Origin of the sequence: Kineothrix sp. IPX-CK (assembly GCF_039134705.1) — a bacterium.
Classification (GTDB): Bacteria; Bacillota; Clostridia; order Lachnospirales; family Lachnospiraceae; genus Kineothrix; species Kineothrix sedimenti.
The window spans coordinates 4,309,143-4,330,060 of sequence record NZ_CP146256.1 but is presented as its reverse complement, the minus strand read 5'-3'; the positions used below and the strand labels follow the sequence as shown (position 1 = coordinate 4,330,060).

The following is a 20,918-nucleotide window of genomic DNA, read 5'->3' as shown; positions in this document are numbered from 1 at the left end:
AATGGCGTGAGGAGCTTGGAAAGATGGAAAAGGCTTATAAGTTGGAATTTGCGGGGGAAAAGACGGGGAGCTTGTATGTGAATTGCTGCGGCTGTTCGAAGACGGAGCCGCTTCATAGCTTTGGACCGGCTCTAAAGCCCCATTATTTGATTCATTATGTTTTGAGCGGTAAGGGCAAGCTCTCTATCGGAGAAACGGTTTATCCGCTGGAGGCGGGATACGGCTTCTTGATTACTCCGGAGGAACTTGCTTTTTATCAGTCGGATGAAGAAAACCCATGGACCTATGTGTGGGTCGGTTTCAGTGGAACCAATGCAGAGGAATACGTGAAGTCCGTCGGTTTATCCGTGACTCATCCGGTGTTTAAATCGGAGCGTTCCGATGAATTGTATCAGATCGTAAGGGATATGATGGAGCATAACACCTTTGGGATAGCTAATGACCTTCGAAGAAATGGACAGCTGGGAATTTTTCTCTCCATCATAGCCGAGGGCGTGCCGGTTACAGAAAGAAATGAAAGTGACAGGGCAAATATTTATGTGCGAAAAGCCGTAGAATTCATTCAGGGAAATTATTGCAATCCCATAAAAGTGACGGATGTGGCGGATTATGTATGTATCAATAGGAGTTATTTATATACGCTTTTTCAAAATTCGCTGGGAATGTCGCCGCAGCGGTTTCTGACAACTTTCCGCATCGCCAAAGCGACGGAGCTTTTGCAGCTCACGACTCTTTCTGTGGAGAGCGTTGCTCTTTCCTGCGGATATCAGGATCCTATTGTATTTACGAAAGCATTTAGACAGATGAAGGAAATGTCTCCATCCGCTTACCGGAAGGATATAGCGAAAGGGGAAACAAGAAGAAACAAAGAACACTTGGAACAGGTGGAAAAATTTATCGATCAAATCAATCAGATTAGAAGTTAAATAATTAACATTTTGACTGGTAATTGCAACAAAGTATCATGGAATTTATACGTCGGTTTATTATAATTTTAAGTAGAGAGATAGCTACGAGAAACTATGATTTTAACAGAAAGAGACGGGTATGAGTGAGACTATGAAAGAAATGATGCTGAAAAAGTTTGAGGAAGTGTTCGGAAACAGCGCTCAGGCTAAGGTTTACTTTGCGCCGGGACGCGTTAACATGATAGGAGAGCATACGGATTACAACGCAGGACATGTTTTTCCGTGTGCGCTTACTATGGGTACTTATGGCGCAGCGAGAAAAAGAGATGACAAGAAGCTCCGCTTCTATTCCATGAACTTTGAATCGCTGGGAATAATCGAATCCGGTATGGAGGATTTGAAGCCGGAGAAGGAAGCCGGCTGGACCAATTATCCGAAGGGAGTTATGTGGGCCTTTGAAAAGAAGGGATATGAGATTCCCTGCGGAATGGACTTACTCTTAAATGGGAATATACCTAACGGCTCAGGATTATCATCTTCTGCATCGGTGGAAGTTCTTACGGGTTATATACTGAGAGAATTTTATGGCTTCGATGTGAGCAATCAGGATTTGGCGTTGATCGGACAGTATTCCGAGAACAACTTCAACGGGGTTAACTGCGGTATTATGGATCAGTTCGCAATTGCCATGGGCAAAAAGGGACATGCCATTTTCCTGGATACGGCGGACCTTTCCTTCGAATACGCGCCTATTAAGCTGGAGAATGCAAAGATTGTGATCGCATGCAGCAATAAAAAACGAGGTCTGGGCGATTCTAAATATAATGAAAGAAGAAATGAATGCGAAACGGCACTTGCGGAGATTCAAGCTGCGGTGGGAATCGATGGCTTGGGAGATTTAACCGAAGAGCAGTTCGAGCTTTATAAACCTATGATTAAGGATGAGGTTCGCATAAGGCGTGCAAGGCATGCGGTGTATGAGAATCAGAGAACGATAAAAGCAGTAGAGGCCTTGAAGAACAACGATGTGGAACTGTTCGGCAAGCTTATGAACGAATCGCATATATCCCTTCGGGATGATTATGAAGTGACCGGTATCGAGTTGGATACGCTGGCAGAAGAAGCTTGGAAAATAGACGGATGCATTGGTTCCCGAATGACAGGCGCCGGTTTCGGCGGCTGTACGGTGAGCATCGTTAAGACGGAGGCTATTGATACCTTCATAGAAAAGGTTGGCGCTGCATACAAAGAGAAAATCGGATATGCTGCTGATTTTTATGCGGTGGAAATCGGAGACGGCCCTTCTGAGATTTGCAATTAAGAAGGGGCGGATGAGATGATACTGCAAGATATTAAGAAATTGGTTCTGTATGGCCTTCATACGGGACTGATTGAAGAAGAAGACAAAATATATACCATCAATAAATTGATTGAGCTTTTTGGACTAGACAGCCCGGAGGAATACGGCAGCAGTGCAGAAGCAGCAGAAGAGGATTTAGAAAGTATACTTAAGGACATGACGGACTACGCCTATGAAACCGGCATTTTGTCTGAGGATGGCATCGTATACAGAGATCTGTTCGATACGAAGATTATGGGAATGCTCGTACCCCGTCCCAGCGAAGTGATTCGCAGATTCAAGGAATTATATGCGATAAGTCCCAAAAAGGCGACAGATTTTTATTACCAATTCAGTCAGGATACGGATTATATCAGAAGATATCGTATTAAGAAGGATCAGAAATGGCTTGCATCCACAAAGTATGGGGATTTGGATATTACTATCAACCTCTCCAAGCCTGAGAAAGACCCTAAGGCTATAGCGGCAGCCGGAAATGCCAGACCCAGCGGTTATCCGAAGTGCCTGCTTTGCAGGGAGAACGAGGGCTATGCAGGACACGTAAACCATCCGGCAAGGCAGAACCACAGAGTGATGCCTGTAGAGATCAATGGCTCTCGGTGGGGCCTGCAATATTCCCCTTACGTATATTATAACGAGCATTGTATCGTATTCAACTCGGTCCATGAGCCGATGAAGATTGATCATGCCACTTTTTGCAAGCTCTTTGATTTTGTAAAGCAGTTCCCGCACTATTTTGTAGGTTCCAATGCCGACCTGCCTATTGTAGGAGGCTCCATTTTAAGCCATGATCATTTTCAGGGAGGCCATTATGAATTCGCCATGGCGAAGGCTCCCGTAGAGAGAACTTTTCAAGTGCATGGCTTTGAAGATGTGGAAGCGGGCATAGTGAACTGGCCCATGTCCGTAATCCGTATATCTTCTAAGGACAGCGAACGCCTTATCTCACTTGCGGACATAATACTGGATAAATGGCGCGGCTACACCGACGAGAAGGCTTTTATCTATGCGTATACCGAGGAAGAACCGCATAATACTATTACCCCTATCGCAAGGAAGCGCGGGGATAAATTTGAGCTGGATCTGGTGCTGCGAAACAATATTACAACAAAAGAACATCCCCTGGGTGTATATCACCCCCACGCCAAGCTCCATCATATTAAAAAAGAGAACATCGGCCTGATCGAAGTAATGGGACTTGCCGTCCTCCCGGCCAGACTAAAGGATGAAATGGATGCCTTGGCAAAGGCCATTTTAGCAGAAGAAGATATTCATATAGATGAAGTGCTCGGAAAGCATGCGGATTGGGTAGAAGAATTTCTTCCGAAATATGAAGCTGCGAGCCGTGACACGAAAGAGAAATTAATGAAAATATTTCAAAAGGAAATCGGAGACATATTTATGCAGGTACTTGAGGACGCCGGAGTTTATAAGAGAACGCCGGAAGGCCGGCTTGCATTTGACAGATTTATCAGTACATTATAGAAAGTATCGATAAGCAGAAAATATCAACAAATAGAATGCGCCCTGAAATTGATTTTCGGGGCGCATTTTAAGTCTGTAAAATGACGTGGACTTAACCCTGAATGTATGGCATAATTTTCTTGTAGGAATGCAAAATATGTAGCGCATTTCAATAAGGAAAGGACCCAGCTAAAAACGTGAAATTCTTACTAACCGCTCTAAATGCAAAATACATTCACTCAAACCCTGCCCTATACAGCCTCCGCGCCTACGCAGGACAAGAGTATGCTTCTCACATTGCAATTGCCGAATATACCATCAATCACAGAGTAGAAAGTATATTGTCCGACATTTATAAGCATCGCCCTGAAGTCATTGCCTTTTCCTGCTATATTTGGAATTTCCGAATGATACGTGAAATTATCACAGAGCTTCATAAGATTATGCCGACCCTCCCCATATGGCTGGGCGGCCCTGAGGTTTCCTTCGATGCAGAAAAGCTGTTGAAGGAATATCCTATGATTACCGGAGTGATGATAGGCGAAGGTGAGAAGACCTTTCTCAGCCTGCTGCAATATTACTTACGGACCCTGGGGAAAGAGTCTCCGGATAAAGTGACCCCGGAGCATTCATCCGATGTTTTAACGCAACCATTTTTGTGCGAAATCCCGGGTATTGCATTCCGCGCCGGAGAGAATATTACAACGACCGAAGCGCAGGAACTGACCGACATCAGTACTCTCCCCTTTTTGTATGAGAATCTCGAGCCCTTTCAAAATAGAATCATATACTATGAAACCAGCAGAGGCTGTCCCTATCGCTGCAGCTATTGTCTATCTTCCATCGATAAGAAGGTGCGCCTGAGAGATGCCCGGATCGTAAAAAAGGAGCTTCAATTTTTCTTAGATAATCGCGTGACCCAGGTGAAATTCGTGGATAGAACTTTCAACTGCAGCCACCGGCACGCCATGGAGATATGGAGATACATTCATGAGCACGACAACGGAGTAACGAACTTCCACTTCGAGATTGCTGCGGATATAGTAAGCGAAGAACAGCTGGAAATCTTATCCGAGATGCGTCCCGGACTGGTGCAGCTCGAAATAGGGGTACAATCCACCAACCCTGCGACCCTGAAGGAAATCAACCGTTTCATGGATATGGAAAAATTAAAGTATATAGTGAAACGGATCCATAACACAAATAACATACACGTACATCTGGATCTGATAGCGGGCCTTCCTTATGAGGATTATCGTAGCTTCGGCAAATCCTTCGATGAGGTGTACGCGATGAGACCTCAGCAGCTCCAGCTTGGCTTCTTAAAAGTATTGAAAGGCTCACCGATGTATGAAAAAGCTGGAAGCTATGGAATAAATTACACCAGCGAACCTCCTTATGAAGTGTTATACTCCAAGTGGATGCCCTATGATAAGCTATGCGATTTGAAGCGGGTAGAAGAAATGGTAGAGCTGTATTATAACAGCAATCAGTTCACCCATACGCTGCCGGTGCTGGAAAGGGCTTTTGAGGGTGCTTTCGCTATGTACGAAAGGCTTGCAGAATATTATGAAGAAAGCGGATATTTCCTGAACAGCCCGTCGAGGGTGTACCGGTATGAAGCGCTGCTTCAATTTGCCTGCCTCTACGATAGAGAGAAAGAAGCGCTTTATAAAGAGCTTTTGACCTATGATATATACTTGAGAGAGAATATGAAGAGCAGACCCGGCTTTTCCAAGGATATGACGGCCTATAAAGAACAGCTTCAGGATTTTTATAAACATGAAGAAAAGTTGAGGGAGCTGCTTCCATTGTATACGGAGTATCAGCCCAGACAAGTAGCTAAGATGACTCATATAGAGGCGTTTTCCTATGCGGTGTGGGAGGAGAGTGTGGATAAACGTATGAGTAAATCCAAGGCGCCCGTAGCGGTGCTGTTCGATTACAGACAAAGGAGTCCGCTTACGAACGAGGCAAGAATACTGCTCGTTCCTATGGAGGAAGGATAAATGACGAAAAAGACAAAGGAGATCATAGATCTGCTGGACGAAAGATACGGTACGGAATACCGGTGCTTCCTGAATCATGAAAATGCGTGGCAGCTTCTGATCGCAACGATTTTAAGCGCTCAGTGCACGGATGCCAGAGTGAATGTGGTAACCCGGGATTTATTCCGCAAATACCCCGGTGTGGAAGCTTTTGCGAAGGCGGAGCTTTCTGAGCTGGAAAAAGATATTCATTCCACCGGATTCTACCGCAATAAGGCCAAGAATATTATTGCCTGCTGCAAGGAGCTGATGGCAAGGTTTGACGGAGAAGTACCCCGCTCGCTGGAGGATCTCACTTCTCTTGCGGGAGTAGGGAGAAAGACGGCGAACGTTATCAGAGGAAATATTTACAACGAGCCGAGCATCGTGGTTGATACCCATGTAAAGCGGATTTCCAAAAAGCTGGGACTGACAAAGGAAGAGGATCCGTTAAAGGTAGAACTGGATTTGATGAAGGCTCTGCCAAAAGAGCATTGGATTCTCTGGAACATTCAGATTATTACCTTGGGACGGGAAATATGCAAGGCGCCCACACCAAAATGTGAGGAGTGTTTTTTGCAGGAGCAATGTGACGATTACCGGAAACGGAATAAGGATAGGAAAAAGAAGAATGATAAATGATTATGTGTCTCTGGACCTGGAGACTACAGGCTTGAATACGAAGCAGGACAGAATCATAGAAATCGGGGCGGTAAGGGTAAGGGGAGGAAAGGTGACGGACACTTTCCAAAGCTTTGTGAGTCCCGGAAGGTCTTTAAGCGAAACCGTATGCGCTCTTACAGGTATTACGGAGCAGATGCTGGAGAATGCTCCGGAAATAGAAAGCGTTCTTCCTGAACTTTTGGAATTCATAGGCGGGGATATTTTGTTGGGACATCGCATTATATTCGATTATTCCTTCTTAAAGAGGGCGGCGGTGAATCAGAAAATGACGTTTGAAAAGGAAGGGATCGATACGCTGAAGCTGGCGAGAAAGTTTCTGCCGGATTTGGAAAGCAGGAAGCTGGAAAGCTTATGCAGATATTACAGGATAGAGCATAAAGCCCATAGGGCATTGGGAGATGCGCAGGCGGCCTCCGATCTGTTCCTTAAATTATCCGATCTTTTTTATAATGAGAGGGATTTCAAACCGCAGAAGCTGATTTATCAGGCAAAAAGAGAGACTCCGATTACGAAGCCTCAAAAAGAAAGGTTATATAAATTGCTGGACAAGCATAAAATAAATATTGATTATGATGTGGACAAGCTTACAAGAAATGAGGCGAGCAGGATTACCGATAAGATTCTCGCAAAATACGGACGATAGTGTCCTTGGATCCCGATCTGAGATTTTCCGCCCGTTTTAAAAGGTCTTCAATTTTTCCGGTCTGTCCTTCTTTGGTATAGATGGAGGCTAACAGACGATAGGTGCCGCTGACATCGGTATCGGTAGAAACGGCGAATTCCAGAATATTTTTTGCTTCCGCTGCATAACCTGCTTCGTAAAGCAGCAGAGCCCACTTTTGTAAGGTGCTGACGAGTGTGGTATAATTTTCATCATAGCGCATTAGAAGGTTGATATTGGGCGCGCCGTATTCCAGCTTTAGCTCCGTATTACTGATTCCTGTGAAGTTGACTACGGGGGAATCCTTGAGAACTCCGAGGATCCGGTGGCATTCGGAGATTTTTTCATCGTCCGCAAGAAGCTCCATCGGAAGCTTTTCGAAGGGGATTGTGATATAGTTCAAGCCATCTAAGGGCTTGCGTCTTGTATGGTTGGCCTGTGCTTCTTTTTCCCAGAAGGAAGCTTCCCTTTTTTCGGAGCGGCGGCGTACCTTGGAAAGCTCGTAGGCGAGCCATACAATGAAGATGATAAAACTTGCAAAAAAAGGTATTTTCATATATAATATCCTTTCAGTGGATAGGAGGCGTTAGTATGTTTAACATGAACAATAACAAGACGAAGAAGATAATTTCATCCATCATTATTATATTAGTAGTGTTGGCTATGATATTACCAACTTTATCATATTTTATTTCCTAGCACAATATTTTAGGTGCAGATTGAGTCGGAAATAGAATGGATAGGTTACTGAGAACGGAGTGAACAGTAACGTGGATAGAATAGATTAAGAGGAGAAGTTATGAGTAGATGGAGAAGGAAGCTGACCATCGCAGCAGCTTTTTTCGTATTTGCATTTATGCAGATGGGATATCCGGTGCAGGCGAAGGCCGGAAATACTATTGAAAACGGCATTTATGTTGGCCAGATAGATGTTTCCGGAAAGACAGCAGCGGAAGCTGAGCAGATGGTTGAAGAATATATAAATAATTTGAAGGAGACTCCGGTCACGCTTCAGGCGGTGAATAACAATGAGGTAACGGCAACTGTCGGCGAGCTGGGGCTTACATGGACGAACCCTGAAGTTGTGGAGGATGCTGTTGCTTTCGGCAAAAAGGGAAATGTGGTGCAGCGTTATAAGGCGTTACAGGATTTGCTGCATGAAAATAAAGTGTTCGAGTTAAAGTACGATTTGGATAAAGAGCTGATCCGCGGCCTTCTTGAGGGGCAGTGTGAACAGTATAACGTGGAGGCTCAGGACGCCGTTCTTACCAAGACGGACAGCGGATTTTCTGTAATACCGGGTCAGACCGGATATGTGGTGGATGAGGAAACGTCCTTACAGCAAATATACGATTACTTTTTAAACGATTGGACTTTTGAGCCGGCAAATATAGCGCTGGCAGTTATTGTAGATGAGCCCAGGGGAAATGCGGAGGAGCTTGCCAAGGTGAAGGATGTGCTTGGAACTTTCAGCACCAGTTTTTCCACCTCAGGCCGTGACAGAAGCGAAAATGTTACGAACGGCTGCAATCTGATATCGGGAACAACAGTGTACCCGGGAGATGAATTTTCCACGTATAATGAGGTTTCTCCGTTTACGGAAGCAAACGGTTACTATATGGCAGGCTCTTATTTGAACGGGCAGGTAGTGGATAGCCTGGGCGGAGGTATCTGTCAGGTGTCTACCACCTTATATAACGCAGTGCTGCGCTCGGAGCTTGAGGTGACAGAGCGCCATAATCATTCTATGATAGTCAGCTATGTAGATCCTTCGGCAGATGCCGCGATTGCGGAATCAGCGGGAAAAGATTTCCGCTTTATCAACAATACAGAGTATCCTATTTATATAGAAGGGAAAACCGAGAATAAAGTCATTACATTTACGATATATGGTGTCGAAACTCGTTCGCCGGAACGCAAGGTTTCTTATGAGAGTGAGGTGCTGTCCGTAACCAATCCTGATACGGAAGTAATTTATACGGACCCTGCAATACCGCTCGGCCAGGTGATTACGCAGTCTGCGCATATCGGCTACAAGGCAAAGCTCTGGAAGGTAGTGACAGAAAACGGTGTGGAAGTGAGCCGTGAAGAGGTGAACAGCAGCAGCTATAAGATGGTGCCTCGTACAGCTACCGTAGGCTTGTCCACCAACGATGTGAATGCATATAATCAGATGTTGGCGGCAGTTGCCACAAATAGCATAGATCATGTGAAAAATGTGGCGGCTTCTTTGGCTCAGTTCGCTACGCCCGACGTGGCTCCGTTAGATCAGCAGCAGATTGAAGCAGCAGAACAGCCGGCAGAGCAACCGGCAGAACAGCCAGCTGAACAACCGGCAGAGTAGGAAGCAAGTCAGATGGGAGCCAAGGATGAAAGCAGGAAAGATAACGGAGAACGTCTATAAGCGTTCGGTCCTGAAACAGATAAAGACGAAAAAGGAAGAAGTATTGATTGGCGCAGGAATAGGGGAAGACTGCGCCATTTTTTCTTTTGGTGAGGAGGAGCTTACTGCGGTTTCCTCCTCACCTATGGTAGGTTATGGTCCTGAGGGTGAAAAGTCTGCGCTATATTCCTGCGTGAACCGGCTTGCGGCATCGGGAGCGGAGCCGGCAGCGGTAATGATATCCGGTTTTTACCCGGAAACCGCAGAAGAGTCCGATATTAAAAACATGATGCTTCGGATGGAAGAGGAATGTGCGAAGCTGGACGTGCAGATTACTGGAAGCTCAATAGAAGTAACAGGTGCGGTAGTAAGGCCTGTTCTTAGTGTGTCCGGTGTCGGTAAAGCAAAAAAGGCTGATATCAGCTCTGTAAGGAATGTAAAATCCGGGCAGGATGTAGTCGTGAGCAAGTGGATAGGCCTGGAAGGAACCGCGATGATAGCAAGGAGAATGGAAGAACAGCTTCTTACGAGGTATCCGGTTCGCTTGATAGAGAATGCAAAAGGATTCGACAGATTTCTGTCGATTGTTCCGGAGGCGGCGGCAGCCGTTAAGTCTGGCGTTCGTGCGATGCACGGCGTTACGGAGGGCGGGATATTCGGCGCTCTTTGGGAAATGTCGGAAGGAGCAGGCGTTGGACTGGAAATCGACTTGAAAAAGCTGCCGGTAAAGCAGGAAACTATCGAGGTCTGTGAGTTTTTTGAGATCAATCCTTATGAACTTTTATCGGGAGGATGTCTCTTGATGGCGGCGGATAACGGCTATGATTTGGTAAGAACACTGGAACAGGAGGGAGTCCCTGCGGCAGTAGTGGGAAAGACTACGGACAATAATGACAGAGTCGTCATAAATGGGGATGAGAAAAGGTTCTTGGAGCCATCCAGGTCGGATGAGCTGTTCCGGGTACTTTAAAAGAAAAATATGCCATATAATGATTGTATAATGTTAAAAAGGTACTGCCTTATAGAGGCAGAATGGAGGAAGCATGAGAGAGCAAATTTTATCGATAATAGAAAAGAACAGCCGTATAGATGTGAAAGAGCTGGCGGTCATACTGGGAGCGGAAGAAATCGATGTGGTAAATGAGCTGGCGGCTATGGAGAAGGAAGGTATTATATGCGGCTATCATACGATGATTGATTGGGAAAAGACATCTATCGAAAAGGTGACAGCTCTCATAGAGGTTCGTGTTACCCCTCAGAGAGGGCAGGGCTTTGATAATATTGCGGAGAGGATTTACAAATATCCCGAGGTGAATTCCGTATATTTGATTTCAGGAGGCTTCGATCTGCTCGTCACTCTGGAAGGAAAGTCTTTGAAGGAGGTGTCTGCTTTCGTATCCGACAAGCTTTCGGCCCTGGATACTGTCCTTAGCACGGCAACCCACTTTATACTTAAGAAGTATAAGGACCATGGCACGATTCTGGCGAAAAAATATGAAGATGAAAGGGAGAAGATCACGCCATGAGAAATCCACTAGCTGACAAGGTCGTTAACATCAAGCCCTCCGGCATCCGGAAGTTTTTTGATGTGGTGAGTGAGATGGAGGACGCGATTTCCCTCGGTGTAGGTGAGCCCGATTTCGATACTCCCTGGCATATTCGGGACGAAGGCATTTATTCTCTCGAAAAAGGCCGGACCTTCTACACCTCCAATGCAGGGCTGAAAGATTTAAAAATAGAAATATGCAATTATTTAAAACGGAGTCAGGGCATCGATTACCATTATAATAATGAGGTGATCGTTACGGTAGGCGGTTCCGAGGCAATTGATATCGCGCTTCGTGCTATGATAGACGGGGGCGATGAAGTGTTGATTCCCCAGCCCAGCTATGTATCCTACGAGCCGTGTGCAATATTGGCAAATGCGGTTCCGGTCATTATTGAGCTGAAAGCTGAAAATGAATTCCGGCTTATGCCGGAGGCGCTTCTGGAGGCCATTACGGAAAAAACGAAGGTACTGATTCTGCCTTTTCCTAACAATCCTACGGGAGCGATTATGGAAAGGGAGGATTTGGAAAAAATTGCCAGAATCGTGATAGAGAAGGATCTTTTCGTTATTTCTGATGAAATCTATGCAGAGCTAACATATAAGGAAAAACATATATCCATTGCATCTCTTCCGGGGATGAAGGAAAGGACCATTCTGATCAACGGTTTTTCCAAAGCATATGCCATGACGGGATGGAGGCTTGGCTATGCATGCGGGCCAAAGGAAATTATGGAGCAGATGATCAAGATCCATCAGTTTGCCATTATGTGCGCCCCTACAACCAGTCAGTATGCTGCCGTGGAAGCGCTTAAGAATGGAGATGCGGATGTGGCTCAGATGAGAGAGGCGTACAATCAGAGAAGGCGTTATCTGTTATATAGCTTTAAGGAAATGGGTCTGGAATGCTTCGAACCCTTCGGTGCATTTTATGTATTTCCCAGCATCAGGGAATTTGGGATGACATGCGAGGAATTCGCCAACCGTTTTCTTCAGGAGGAAAAGGTGGCGGTAGTGCCGGGCACGGCTTTTGGTGACTGCGGAGAAGGCTTTGTACGTATTTCATATGCATATTCACTGGAGAATCTGAAGGTTGCGATTGGAAGACTGAAGGATTTTGTGGATAAGCTGCGTAAGGAACAAGGAAGCTACTGAATAAAGTATTCCACAGTTATATTTACTTCCACGTCCATTTCGCCGGGCATGATATTTGCGCCGGTGTCGGTAAGCATTTCTTCCTTAGCGATGGAAGCATTCATTTTGGAAGCGAGGGCGTTATCTGTGTAGCGCGCTTCACCGTAATTGCTGTTCTCTACTATGTTCGCAACGCCGCCGAGAGTACATTCTCCGGCTTCGGCAAGGGCCGAGGCTTTTGTCTTTGCAGAGCCTACAGCAAGCTTCAAGGCCTCCTGATAGGCGGAATCGTAGCTGCTTGACTGGTAGGTGATTGACTGTATGTTGTTGATTCCCGTGTCTACGGACTGGGACAGGATGTCACCGAGATCATCGATTGGTAAATCTGATACCGTCAAAGTGGCCGTGGCCTGATAGCCGGTGATCTTCTGCGTATTGCCGTTGTAATTGTAGGTCGGATACATGTAGTAGTCCGAGGTTTGAATGGAAGATTCGGCAACGCCCAGATCCTTCAGCTGTTCTATTACCTTATTCACATCCTCCGCATTTTTGTTCTGACATTCGGCAGCATCCTTGGCCTGCGTCTGAACAGCGTATACGACCTGGGCAATATCCGGAACGACAGTTACCTTTTCATTGCTGTTAACTGTAATGGTATTTTCCGATGAGCCGAAGGCGGCAACACTGACCGCAGGAGTAGTGGGAGCAGTAGCGGAAGTTGTAGCGGCGGCGTTAGTCGCCCCCGCAACCTCTGCCGCAGCATGAACGGGAGCCGCTGCGGTGGAATCGGAAGTATCTCCGCAAGCTGTCAATCCTAAAGTGCCGGCAGCAAAGAATGCTGCAGCAATAATCCTATTTCTTTTCATATAGATAATCAATCCTTTCCTCATGGCCTGTAAGCTAAAGCAAACAAGCACAATATTTCCGAACATTTTTGTATTCTTATAATATGTAAAGTTTTTCCGTATATGGGTCTTAGGGGCTGAAGAAAGCCTTATCTAGAGTATACTTTAATTTTTTCAAAAAACCAGATATGAGGTCATTAATTAAAAGAAAATTAAGATGTTGAAAGTTGCTGTGAACGGAGTGAACAGTAACGAAAAGTGTGATATAATAGGCGAATATTAGAAGAGTGGCAGGAGGATATCAGAGATGAATATTGTATTGCATCAGCCGGAGATTCCGGCGAATACGGGGAATATAGGACGTACCTGTGTGGCGGCGGGAGCTACGCTGCATTTGATAGAGCCGTTAGGCTTTAAATTGAATGAAAAGGAAATCAGGAGGGCGGGCATGGATTACTGGGAACATCTGGATGTGAGAAGATATATGAACTTTGAGGAATTCATAGAAAAGAATCCGGGAGCCAGAATATGGATGGCGACGACCAAAGCGAAGAATGTATACACGGACGTTCAATTTGAAGAGAATGATTATATTATGTTCGGAAAAGAAAGCGCGGGCATACCGGAGGAAATTCTGGTGGATTATGAGGAAACCTGCATCCGCATTCCGATGCTCGATAAGATCCGCTCTCTGAATCTGGCGAATTCCGTAGCCGTCGTACTCTATGAAGCGCTTAGGCAGAATGATTTTGAAAGCATGAAGCTGACGGGAGAGCTTCACAAGCTGCACTGGAAAGAGTCAAATACCCCGTAGAAGTCTGTCAATCCTCATCGTCAACATCCGTTTTCGCCAGTGAAAAGATAAATTCAGAGCCGACGCCCTGCGTGCTTATGACATTGATATGCTCTCCGTGGGCATGGATGATTTCCTTTGTTATGGAAAGCCCCAGTCCGGTGCCTTTTCTATCTTTTCCTCTGGAAGAATCCGATTTATAAAAACGATCCCACACTAACTTCAAGTCTTCTTTCGGTATACCGATACCGCTGTCCTTTACGGAAACAAATACTTTGTTATTTTTTATATTGGTCTCAATCTTGATAACGGAGTCATGGTGACTGAATTTGATAGCGTTGTCCAGCAGATTATACAGCACTTGTTGAATTTTTCCCATATCCGCATTGACATACATAGTATCGCCGGTAAGCACCAGCTCGATAGCGATCGTCTTGCTGCGGCAGGTTCCTTCAAAGGAAGCGGCCGTATTGCGAATGATGCGGTTCAGCTCGAAGTTGGTTCTGTCGAGTAACATACCTTTTGTATTCAGATTATTTAAGGCGAGCAGCCCATTTGTGAGCTTGTGCAGCCTATCCGTTTCATTTAATACAATATTTAAGTATTTTTCATTCATTTCGGGCGGAATCGTGCCATCCAGCATTGCCTCAAGATATCCCTTGATAGAAGTCAGAGGAGAACGGAAGTCATGGGACACATTTGCCACGAATTTTTTCTGGTCATCCTCGGAACGGGCGATTTCGCTGGCCATATAGGAAAGCGTGGCCGCGAGATAGCCGATTTCATCCTCGCTGTCCACTTGAAACTCATAGTGCATATTTCCGCTGGCATATTGTTCGGTGGCTTCCGTGATTTTCCTAAGCGGCAGATAGACCATCTCAGTAAAAAATATCAAGATGATGAGCGACAGTAAAAATAAAATGACCAGCATAATATATGAAATATTCAGCAGGCTGTCGCTGGAAGCCCGGATATAACTCATGGGCATATGGATAACGACATACCCCTTCACCTTAAAATTAGAGGTGATCGGGGCGAATACGCTTAAGGTATCGTTATCGAAGGTATTGAAGAAGGTGCCCACCGTATAATAAGAAGCAGCCGTAACGGTAGGATCGAAATTCTCGATAACCACTTCGTTCGCCACGTCCACGGGGGCGGAGGAATCGAGAATCATTCGGCCCGAAGGATTGATGATCCAAATAGTGGCGGACAGATAAGTGTCCAGAGCATCCAACTGACTCTTTACCGTGTCCAGCGAAGTCTCGCTGTTATATAAATCCGAAGCATAGGTGTTGGCAATCAAGGTAGCCTCTTTATAGAGGGAATCTGCCTTTTCCCGCTTAATGTGCTCCAGGGTCATACTGGAGACGAAGGTGGCAACTACGATAAAGCCGAAAAAACCGAAGATAATATACCCCAGGACGAATTTCAAGTAGAGAGTCTTTCTCATAAAATTTTCAGCTATCCTTTCACATTTTTACTTCGAATTTATAACCGATGCCCCATATGGTAGCAATGCGCCATGTATCGTGATCCTTTATTTTTTCCCGAAGTCTTTTGATGTGTACGTCTACAGTTCTTGTATCGCCTATATATTCGTATCCCCAGATTTGATCCAACAGCTGTTCTCTGGTGAACACATGATTAGGAGAAGCGGCGAGAAAATACAAAAGCTCCAGTTCCTTGGGAGGCATATCCACCGTATTTCCCATATAGATAACGGAATAATTGGTTTGATTGATGATGAGATTAGGATATTCCACACTTTTTACGTCGGAAGACTCGGAAACTGACGTTACCGGTTTGTAGCGGCGAAGGACCGCTTTAGCTCTCGCAACTAATTCCTTGGAGTCGAAGGGTTTTTCCATATAATCGTCGGCGCCCAGCTCCAGGCCGAGAACCTTGTCGAAAATTTCACCTTTGGCCGACAACATAATGATCGGAATCGAAGATTTGGCGCGCACCTCGCGGCATACCTGGTAACCATCGATACCCGGAAGCATCAGGTCCAGAAGAATCAGATTCGGACTGAAGGTGTCTACTGCCGTAAGTGCGGATTCCCCGTCATTTACGATCATCGTCTCAAAGCATTCCTTTGTAAGATAAAGGGCAATTAACTCCGCTATGTTATTGTCATCATCTACAATTAAAATTTTCTGTTTATTAACCATTGTAATTACCCTCCCGGTATTTTAATGATAGCCGGCATATAAAAATGCCGAAGCTTATGATTTAAAAGTTGCAATGGTAACGCCCGCGTCTCCTTCACCAAATTCGCCCAATCGATAGGATTCCACATATTTTGCCTTCTTCAGGTGCTTCTGCACGGCGTTTCGCAGAGCCCCTGTTCCCTTGCCGTGTACGATGCGCACGCTTGGAAGATGGGCCAGATAGGCATCGTCAAGATATTTATCCAATTCTGCCAAAGCCTCGTCCACCGTCTTGCCTAACAGGTTGATTTCCGTGGAAATATGGTAAGACTTAGACATCTTTATTTTACTGCCGCCGGAACGCTGTAAGACTGTAGAAGATACCGGCTCATCATCGAAGAGGACCAAATCTTTGATGTTTACCATCGAACGCATGATGCCGCATTGTACGAAAAGGTTCCCCTTATGATCGGGCAGAGAGCTCACTGTTCCTTTCAGACCCATGGATAGAATCTTCACACCGTCACCCAGCTTAAGCTGCTCCGGCTTCAATTGCTTATTCTGCGGCTGAGCAGACTTTAAAGCGAGCTTATCATTTTTCTGGGAAATCTTATCCCGCACCTTATCTCTGGATTTCTCCAAATCCTTCATCGACGCCCCCGGCCCGGCTTTCTGAAAGACACGGATCGTTTCGTCGGCGACATCCTTCGCCTCCTGCAAGATGTCTCTGGCCCTCTCATTGGCCTCGCGCAGGATTCTCTCTCTGGTCTCGTCGATTCTCTCCTGCTTGGATTTTAGCTGCTCCTTGAGATTTTTAATTTCATCCTTATAGGAGGCAATTTCGAGCCGCTCTTTCTCTATAGTGATACGACTGTTCTCCAAACCGGAAATCAAGTCCTCGAAGCTTTCGTTTTCCTGACTGATCTGCTCTTTGGCAGCTTCAATAATATAATCGGGAAGTCCCAGCTTCGAAGAAATAGCAAAGGCATTGCTTTTACCCGGAATGCCGATTAATAAACGATAGGTGGGCTGCAGCGTGTTGATGTCGAATTCGCAGCAGGCATTTTCTACGTTCGGGGTAGAAAGAGCATATACTTTTATTTCGCTGTAATGAGTGGTAGCCATAGTGCGTATTTGCTTCTTATGAAGGTGGTCCAATATGGCGATGGCGAGAGCGGCACCTTCCGTAGGGTCCGTTCCTGCACCGAGCTCGTCAAACAGACAGAGTGATCTCTCGTCTGCATTTTTCAGTATGGAGACGATACTGGTCATATGAGAGGAAAAAGTACTTAAGTTCTGTTCGATACTCTGTTCATCCCCGATGTCTGCATAGACTTCAGTAAAAATAGAAAGTTCTGAACGGTCCAAGGCAGGTATGTGAAGTCCGGCCTGTCCCATGAGGGTAAAGAGTCCGACGGTTTTTAAGGAAACAGTCTTGCCTCCGGTATTTGGCCCCGTAATAATCAGCAAATCGAAATCTTTGCCGAGATAAATATCGATAGGTACTACCTTTTTCTTATCAAGAAGAGGATGCCGGCCTTTACGGATATTTATATAACGGTTGTTATTGAATATGGGAGCGGTGGCATTCAGCTCCATGGCGAGGGATGCCTTTGCAAAGATGAAATCGAGAGTAGTCATGATCCTCTGATCCTGAGAGAGCGCTTCAATATGCTCGGAGGCTTGAACGCTTAGGTTCGCCAGAATGATTTCGATTTCCTCCTGTTCCTTCAGCTCCAGTTCCTTTAACTGATTATTCAGATTTACGATGGCGGCGGGTTCGATAAATAAAGTGGAACCGGTAGAAGATTGATCGTGAATCATACCGGGAACCTGTCCCTTATGTTCTACCTTTACAGGAATACAATAACGGTTGTTACGCATTGTGATTACAGCATCCTGAAGGTAGGTACGGTAAGAACCGTTTACCATGGCATTAAGCTGAGAATGGATTTTATCCCCGGTAAGCATCATACTTCTTCGAATGTGCTTTAAGGAAGAACTGGCGTCATCGCTGATTTCTTCCTCCGAGAGAATACATCGTCGGATCTCGCCCGCAAGCAAAGTCAAAGGCTCCAAGCCTTCGAAAAGCGCATCCAAAGAGTCCTTGAAGTCATCATCCCGTTCGCTTCGTCCGTAGGCTTTGATACGGTTGACATTTTCCAGCAAACCGGCAATTTTCAACAATTCTGCAGTGGATAAGGAGCTCCCGATGCTGAGAGATTTCAAGGTATAGCCCAGATCCTTATTGCCGCCGAAAGAGGTGGAGCCTTTCTTAAATAAACGGGATAAGGCGTCCGAGGTCTGTCTCTGTGCTTCGTTGATCGTATCTAAATCGGTAAAGGGGCGTAGATCCTGACATAGTCTGCGTCCCAAATCGGAAGATGCTTTTTCCTCCAGCATATTTATAATTTTGTTATATTCTAATGTTCGTAATACTTTCTCGTTCATATGATCCTTTTCTTTTTCCTGATTGATAATTATTATTTAGTATATCATAGGAGAGATAAAATTACTATCAGCGAAGAGGGGAAACAGTAACTTTACTTTAACCTTAAAACAAGATATACTTATGGATGTTACAATAACCTGCACATGAAAATGGAAAGGTATGATTACTGAAATGGAACAAAACAAAGAAACAGAACAGGAAAATGGCGTTAATACCCCGGATTCCGATTTTATAACGGAAAAGATAAAGCAGAGGCCCATAGATAAAAAGAAGCTTCTCCGGAGAACGATGATAACGGCGGCAATGGCGGTAATATTTGCGCTGGTGGCCTGCCTTACCTTCTTGATTTTGGAACCGGTACTCAGCAATTGGCTCTATCCGGAGGAAGAACCGGCACCGATCGAACTTCCGGCAGAAACGGAGGAGATGCTTCCTGAAGATATGATTGTGGACGATTCCGAGATGGTGCAGGAGGAGGAGCCCGCGGAAGTAAAGCTTCAGGATGAGCAGATTGCTCAGGTCTTGGACAATATCAGCCTGGATGTGGATGATTATTTGGCTATGTATAACGGTTTGGCTGCAGCTGCCAGGGAAGCGGCCAAGTCTGTCGTCACCGTTACCGGCTCCGTGTCTAATCTCGATTGGTTTAACGATCCATATGAGAGCAAAGACCAGACATCCGGCATCATTGTGGCGGATCAGGGGAAGGAAATATTCATCCTTGTCAATTATGAAAACCTGGAGGATGCGGAGACGATCATGGTCACTTTCGGCAGCGGAGAACAGGTTCAGGCCCAGCTTAAGCTGAGGGACAGCAATACGAAGCTTGCTGTCATTTCTGTGGCGGAAAGCGATGTGAATAAAGAGACTCTGGAGGGTATCGTTCTTGCTGATCTGACGGGAAGTTCCAGTAACAGCGCAATTGTCGGAAAGCCGGTAATTGCGGTAGGAAGTCCTCTGGGAACCAGCGATTCCGTTTGTTATGGAATTGTTACCTCCAACAATACTACTTTGAATATGATAGATTCGTATTATAAAGTTATAACAACGGACATTTATGGGAGCGGGGATGCTTCGGGGGTGCTCGTTAACTTAAGCGGGCAGGTGTTGGGAATCATTGACAACACCCACAACAGCGAAGATATGAAAAATCTCGTGTCGGCGATAGGAATTACAGAGCTTCGCAGAAAAATAGAAAAAATGAGCAATGAAAAAGAGCAGGCGTATCTTGGAACCTACGGCACCGATGTAACAATCGACGCTAATGAAAGGCTGGGCGTACCGTACGGCGCTTATATTACGGAAATAGAACTGGATTCACCTGCCATGGCAGCGGGAATACAAAGCGGCGATATTATAACGGCAATAGGAGAAAAAGAAATAAAAACCTATGGTGACCTCGTAGGTGCCATGATCGAATTGCAGCCGAATGAAAGCGTTGGTATCACTTTGATGAGGCAGGGGCCGGAGGAATATATGCAGATGGAAGTGGATGTTACGTTAGGGAAATTAGAATAAATAAAGGAATAGGAATTAATATGAAGTATTTAAAAGATTATAATGAAGGCGACAGAGTCTTCGACATTTATTTGTGTAAATTTAAGCAGTCTGCGGTTACGAAGAATGGGAAGTCTTATGATAATGTCATTTTGCAGGACAAGACGGGGACGGTAGATGCCAAGATATGGGATCCCAATAATCCGGGAATCGGCGATTTCGACACACTGGATTATATCGAAGTGTACGGAGACGTAACGAGTTTTCAAGGAGCTTTGCAGATCAATGTAAAGCGCATCAGAAAATGCCAGGAGGGTGAATTCGACCCTGCCGATTATCTTCCGGTAAGCAGTAAGAACATTGATGAAATGTATATGGAGCTTTTGGGATACATAAAAGCCATTGAAAATAAGTATTTGAAAAGACTGATGGAAGCATTTTTCGTGGATGATACGGATTTTATTAAGGCCTTTAAGCAGTCTTCGGCGGCAAAAACAGTACACCATGGCTTTGTAGGCGGTTTACTCGAGCATACGCTTGGAGTGACCAAGCTGTGTGATTATTATTGCAAGGCGTACCCTATTTTGAAGAAGGATCTGCTCATTAGCGCGGCCATCTGCCATGATATCGGGAAAACGAAGGAGTTATCCCTTTTTCCTGAAAATGATTATACGGAGGATGGGCAATTTCTCGGTCATATTGTTATGGGAACAGAAATGATCGGAGAAAAAATAAGAAGGATTGATGGATTCCCCCCACTTCTGGCGGCAGAAATAAAGCATTGCATTTTGGCTCATCACGGCGAATATGAATTCGGTTCCCCGAAGAAGCCTGCGATCATCGAGGCGGTGGCTTTGAATTTTGCGGACAATACGGACGCCAAAATACAGACCTTTACTGAAATTTTGAACGGCACGGCGGAAACGGGATGGCTGGGTTATAATCGGCTGTTCGAATCCAATTTAAGAGGCACTAAACTGGAATAGAAACAGTGAAAATCGTACATGGAGA

General features: G+C 45.3%; 18 protein-coding genes. 13 read left to right on the top strand and 5 right to left on the bottom strand.

The genetic code is table 11. From position 1 onward, the window contains the following. Positions 1–23: 23 nt before the first annotated feature. From V6984_RS20490 to V6984_RS20465, 6 genes are all read left to right on the top strand, one after another. On the top strand, positions 24–926 hold the full coding sequence (locus V6984_RS20490) for an AraC family transcriptional regulator (RefSeq protein ID WP_342757455.1): 903 nt from the start codon (positions 24–26) through the stop codon (positions 924–926). Positions 927–1,059: 133 nt separating this feature from the next. Then, positions 1,060–2,229: a galactokinase gene (locus V6984_RS20485; protein WP_342760060.1), complete on the top strand. Its 1,170-nt coding sequence runs from the start codon at positions 1,060–1,062 to the stop codon at positions 2,227–2,229. 15 nt (positions 2,230–2,244) lie between these two features. Beyond that, entirely contained in the window at positions 2,245–3,753 is a 1,509-nt protein-coding gene (gene galT / locus V6984_RS20480; protein ID WP_342757454.1) for a UDP-glucose--hexose-1-phosphate uridylyltransferase, read from the top strand. A gap of 176 nt (positions 3,754–3,929) precedes the next feature. Further along, positions 3,930–5,741, top strand: coding sequence for a B12-binding domain-containing radical SAM protein (locus V6984_RS20475; protein WP_342757453.1), 1,812 nt, complete (start codon positions 3,930–3,932; stop codon positions 5,739–5,741). After that, a complete protein-coding gene (nth, locus tag V6984_RS20470; RefSeq protein WP_342757452.1) occupies positions 5,742–6,401 on the top strand; it encodes an endonuclease III in 660 nt (219 codons plus the stop codon). Then, complete coding sequence (locus tag V6984_RS20465) at positions 6,391–7,086, top strand: 3'-5' exonuclease (protein WP_342757451.1); 696 nt, start codon at positions 6,391–6,393, stop codon at positions 7,084–7,086. Before nth ends, V6984_RS20465 begins: the two co-directional genes overlap by 11 nt. On the opposite strand, the gene V6984_RS20460 is transcribed toward V6984_RS20465, so the two are convergent. Next, positions 7,052–7,660, bottom strand: coding sequence for a hypothetical protein (locus V6984_RS20460; RefSeq protein WP_342757450.1), 609 nt, complete (start codon positions 7,658–7,660; stop codon positions 7,052–7,054). The two genes, V6984_RS20465 and V6984_RS20460, sit on opposite strands and share 35 nt — an antisense overlap. A 243-nt stretch (positions 7,661–7,903) precedes the next feature. On the opposite strand from V6984_RS20460, the gene V6984_RS20455 reads away from it, so the two are divergent. The 4 genes from V6984_RS20455 to V6984_RS20440 all read left to right on the top strand — a co-directional run bounded on the left by V6984_RS20455 (position 7,904) and on the right by V6984_RS20440 (position 12,188). Then, positions 7,904–9,448, top strand: coding sequence for a VanW family protein (locus V6984_RS20455; RefSeq protein ID WP_342757449.1), 1,545 nt, complete (start codon positions 7,904–7,906; stop codon positions 9,446–9,448). 25 nt (positions 9,449–9,473) lie between these two features. Beyond that, a complete protein-coding gene (locus V6984_RS20450; RefSeq protein WP_342757448.1) occupies positions 9,474–10,457 on the top strand; it encodes an AIR synthase-related protein in 984 nt (327 codons plus the stop codon). A gap of 73 nt (positions 10,458–10,530) precedes the next feature. After that, positions 10,531–11,013, top strand: coding sequence for an Lrp/AsnC family transcriptional regulator (locus V6984_RS20445; RefSeq protein WP_342757447.1), 483 nt, complete (start codon positions 10,531–10,533; stop codon positions 11,011–11,013). Beyond that, positions 11,010–12,188: an aminotransferase class I/II-fold pyridoxal phosphate-dependent enzyme gene (locus V6984_RS20440; RefSeq protein ID WP_342757446.1), complete on the top strand. Its 1,179-nt coding sequence runs from the start codon at positions 11,010–11,012 to the stop codon at positions 12,186–12,188. The genes V6984_RS20445 and V6984_RS20440 overlap by 4 nt, the downstream gene beginning before the upstream one ends. Here V6984_RS20440 and V6984_RS20435 read toward each other — a convergent pair. Further along, entirely contained in the window at positions 12,182–13,033 is an 852-nt protein-coding gene (locus V6984_RS20435; RefSeq protein WP_342757445.1) for an SIMPL domain-containing protein, read from the bottom strand. The two genes, V6984_RS20440 and V6984_RS20435, sit on opposite strands and share 7 nt — an antisense overlap. A gap of 286 nt (positions 13,034–13,319) precedes the next feature. Between V6984_RS20435 and trmL the strand changes: the two genes are divergently transcribed. Further along, the gene (gene trmL, locus V6984_RS20430) at positions 13,320–13,826 is read left to right on the top strand and encodes a tRNA (uridine(34)/cytosine(34)/5-carboxymethylaminomethyluridine(34)-2'-O)-methyltransferase TrmL (RefSeq protein WP_342757444.1); all 507 of its coding nucleotides are present in this window, start codon (positions 13,320–13,322) and stop codon (positions 13,824–13,826) included. A 7-nt stretch (positions 13,827–13,833) separates the two neighbouring features. Here trmL and V6984_RS20425 read toward each other — a convergent pair whose 3' ends face one another. From V6984_RS20425 to V6984_RS20415, 3 genes are read right to left on the bottom strand one after another with little or no spacing between them, the layout of a single operon-like run. Further along, positions 13,834–15,258, bottom strand: coding sequence for a HAMP domain-containing sensor histidine kinase (locus V6984_RS20425; RefSeq protein WP_342757443.1), 1,425 nt, complete (start codon positions 15,256–15,258; stop codon positions 13,834–13,836). 19 nt (positions 15,259–15,277) lie between these two features. Continuing rightward, complete coding sequence (locus V6984_RS20420; RefSeq protein ID WP_342757442.1) at positions 15,278–15,979, bottom strand: response regulator transcription factor; 702 nt, start codon at positions 15,977–15,979, stop codon at positions 15,278–15,280. 54 nt (positions 15,980–16,033) lie between these two features. After that, positions 16,034–18,409, bottom strand: coding sequence for an endonuclease MutS2 (locus tag V6984_RS20415; protein ID WP_342757441.1), 2,376 nt, complete (start codon positions 18,407–18,409; stop codon positions 16,034–16,036). A 160-nt stretch (positions 18,410–18,569) separates the two neighbouring features. Here V6984_RS20415 and V6984_RS20410 point away from each other — a divergent pair, with 160 nt between their 5' ends. Beyond that, positions 18,570–19,928, top strand: coding sequence for a S1C family serine protease (locus V6984_RS20410; RefSeq protein WP_342757440.1), 1,359 nt, complete (start codon positions 18,570–18,572; stop codon positions 19,926–19,928). A gap of 20 nt (positions 19,929–19,948) precedes the next feature. Next, positions 19,949–20,893 carry a 3'-5' exoribonuclease YhaM family protein gene (locus tag V6984_RS20405; RefSeq protein WP_342757439.1) on the top strand — a complete coding sequence of 315 codons (945 nt, stop codon included), beginning with the start codon at positions 19,949–19,951 and terminating at the stop codon, positions 20,891–20,893. Positions 20,894–20,918: the final 25 nt, after the last annotated feature.

Bases quoted from the DNA above. Each gene is read 5' to 3' on its own strand.
- V6984_RS20490 (WP_342757455.1), top strand. From the start codon at position 24: ATGGAAAAGGCTTATAAGTTGGAATTTGCGGGGGAAAAGACGGGGAGC.
- V6984_RS20485 (WP_342760060.1), top strand. From the start codon at position 1,060: ATGAAAGAAATGATGCTGAAAAAGTTTGAGGAAGTGTTCGGAAACAGC.
- galT (WP_342757454.1), top strand. From the start codon at position 2,245: ATGATACTGCAAGATATTAAGAAATTGGTTCTGTATGGCCTTCATACG.
- nth (WP_342757452.1), top strand. From the start codon at position 5,742: ATGACGAAAAAGACAAAGGAGATCATAGATCTGCTGGACGAAAGATAC.
- V6984_RS20465 (WP_342757451.1), top strand. From the start codon at position 6,391: ATGATAAATGATTATGTGTCTCTGGACCTGGAGACTACAGGCTTGAAT.
- V6984_RS20460 (WP_342757450.1), bottom strand. From the start codon at position 7,660: ATGAAAATACCTTTTTTTGCAAGTTTTATCATCTTCATTGTATGGCTC.
- V6984_RS20455 (WP_342757449.1), top strand. From the start codon at position 7,904: ATGAGTAGATGGAGAAGGAAGCTGACCATCGCAGCAGCTTTTTTCGTA.
- V6984_RS20450 (WP_342757448.1), top strand. From the start codon at position 9,474: ATGAAAGCAGGAAAGATAACGGAGAACGTCTATAAGCGTTCGGTCCTG.
- V6984_RS20445 (WP_342757447.1), top strand. From the start codon at position 10,531: ATGAGAGAGCAAATTTTATCGATAATAGAAAAGAACAGCCGTATAGAT.
- V6984_RS20440 (WP_342757446.1), top strand. From the start codon at position 11,010: ATGAGAAATCCACTAGCTGACAAGGTCGTTAACATCAAGCCCTCCGGC.
- V6984_RS20435 (WP_342757445.1), bottom strand. From the start codon at position 13,033: ATGAAAAGAAATAGGATTATTGCTGCAGCATTCTTTGCTGCCGGCACT.
- trmL (WP_342757444.1), top strand. From the start codon at position 13,320: ATGAATATTGTATTGCATCAGCCGGAGATTCCGGCGAATACGGGGAAT.
- V6984_RS20425 (WP_342757443.1), bottom strand. From the start codon at position 15,258: ATGAGAAAGACTCTCTACTTGAAATTCGTCCTGGGGTATATTATCTTC.
- V6984_RS20420 (WP_342757442.1), bottom strand. From the start codon at position 15,979: ATGGTTAATAAACAGAAAATTTTAATTGTAGATGATGACAATAACATA.
- V6984_RS20415 (WP_342757441.1), bottom strand. From the start codon at position 18,409: ATGAACGAGAAAGTATTACGAACATTAGAATATAACAAAATTATAAAT.
- V6984_RS20410 (WP_342757440.1), top strand. From the start codon at position 18,570: ATGATTACTGAAATGGAACAAAACAAAGAAACAGAACAGGAAAATGGC.
- V6984_RS20405 (WP_342757439.1), top strand. From the start codon at position 19,949: ATGAAGTATTTAAAAGATTATAATGAAGGCGACAGAGTCTTCGACATT.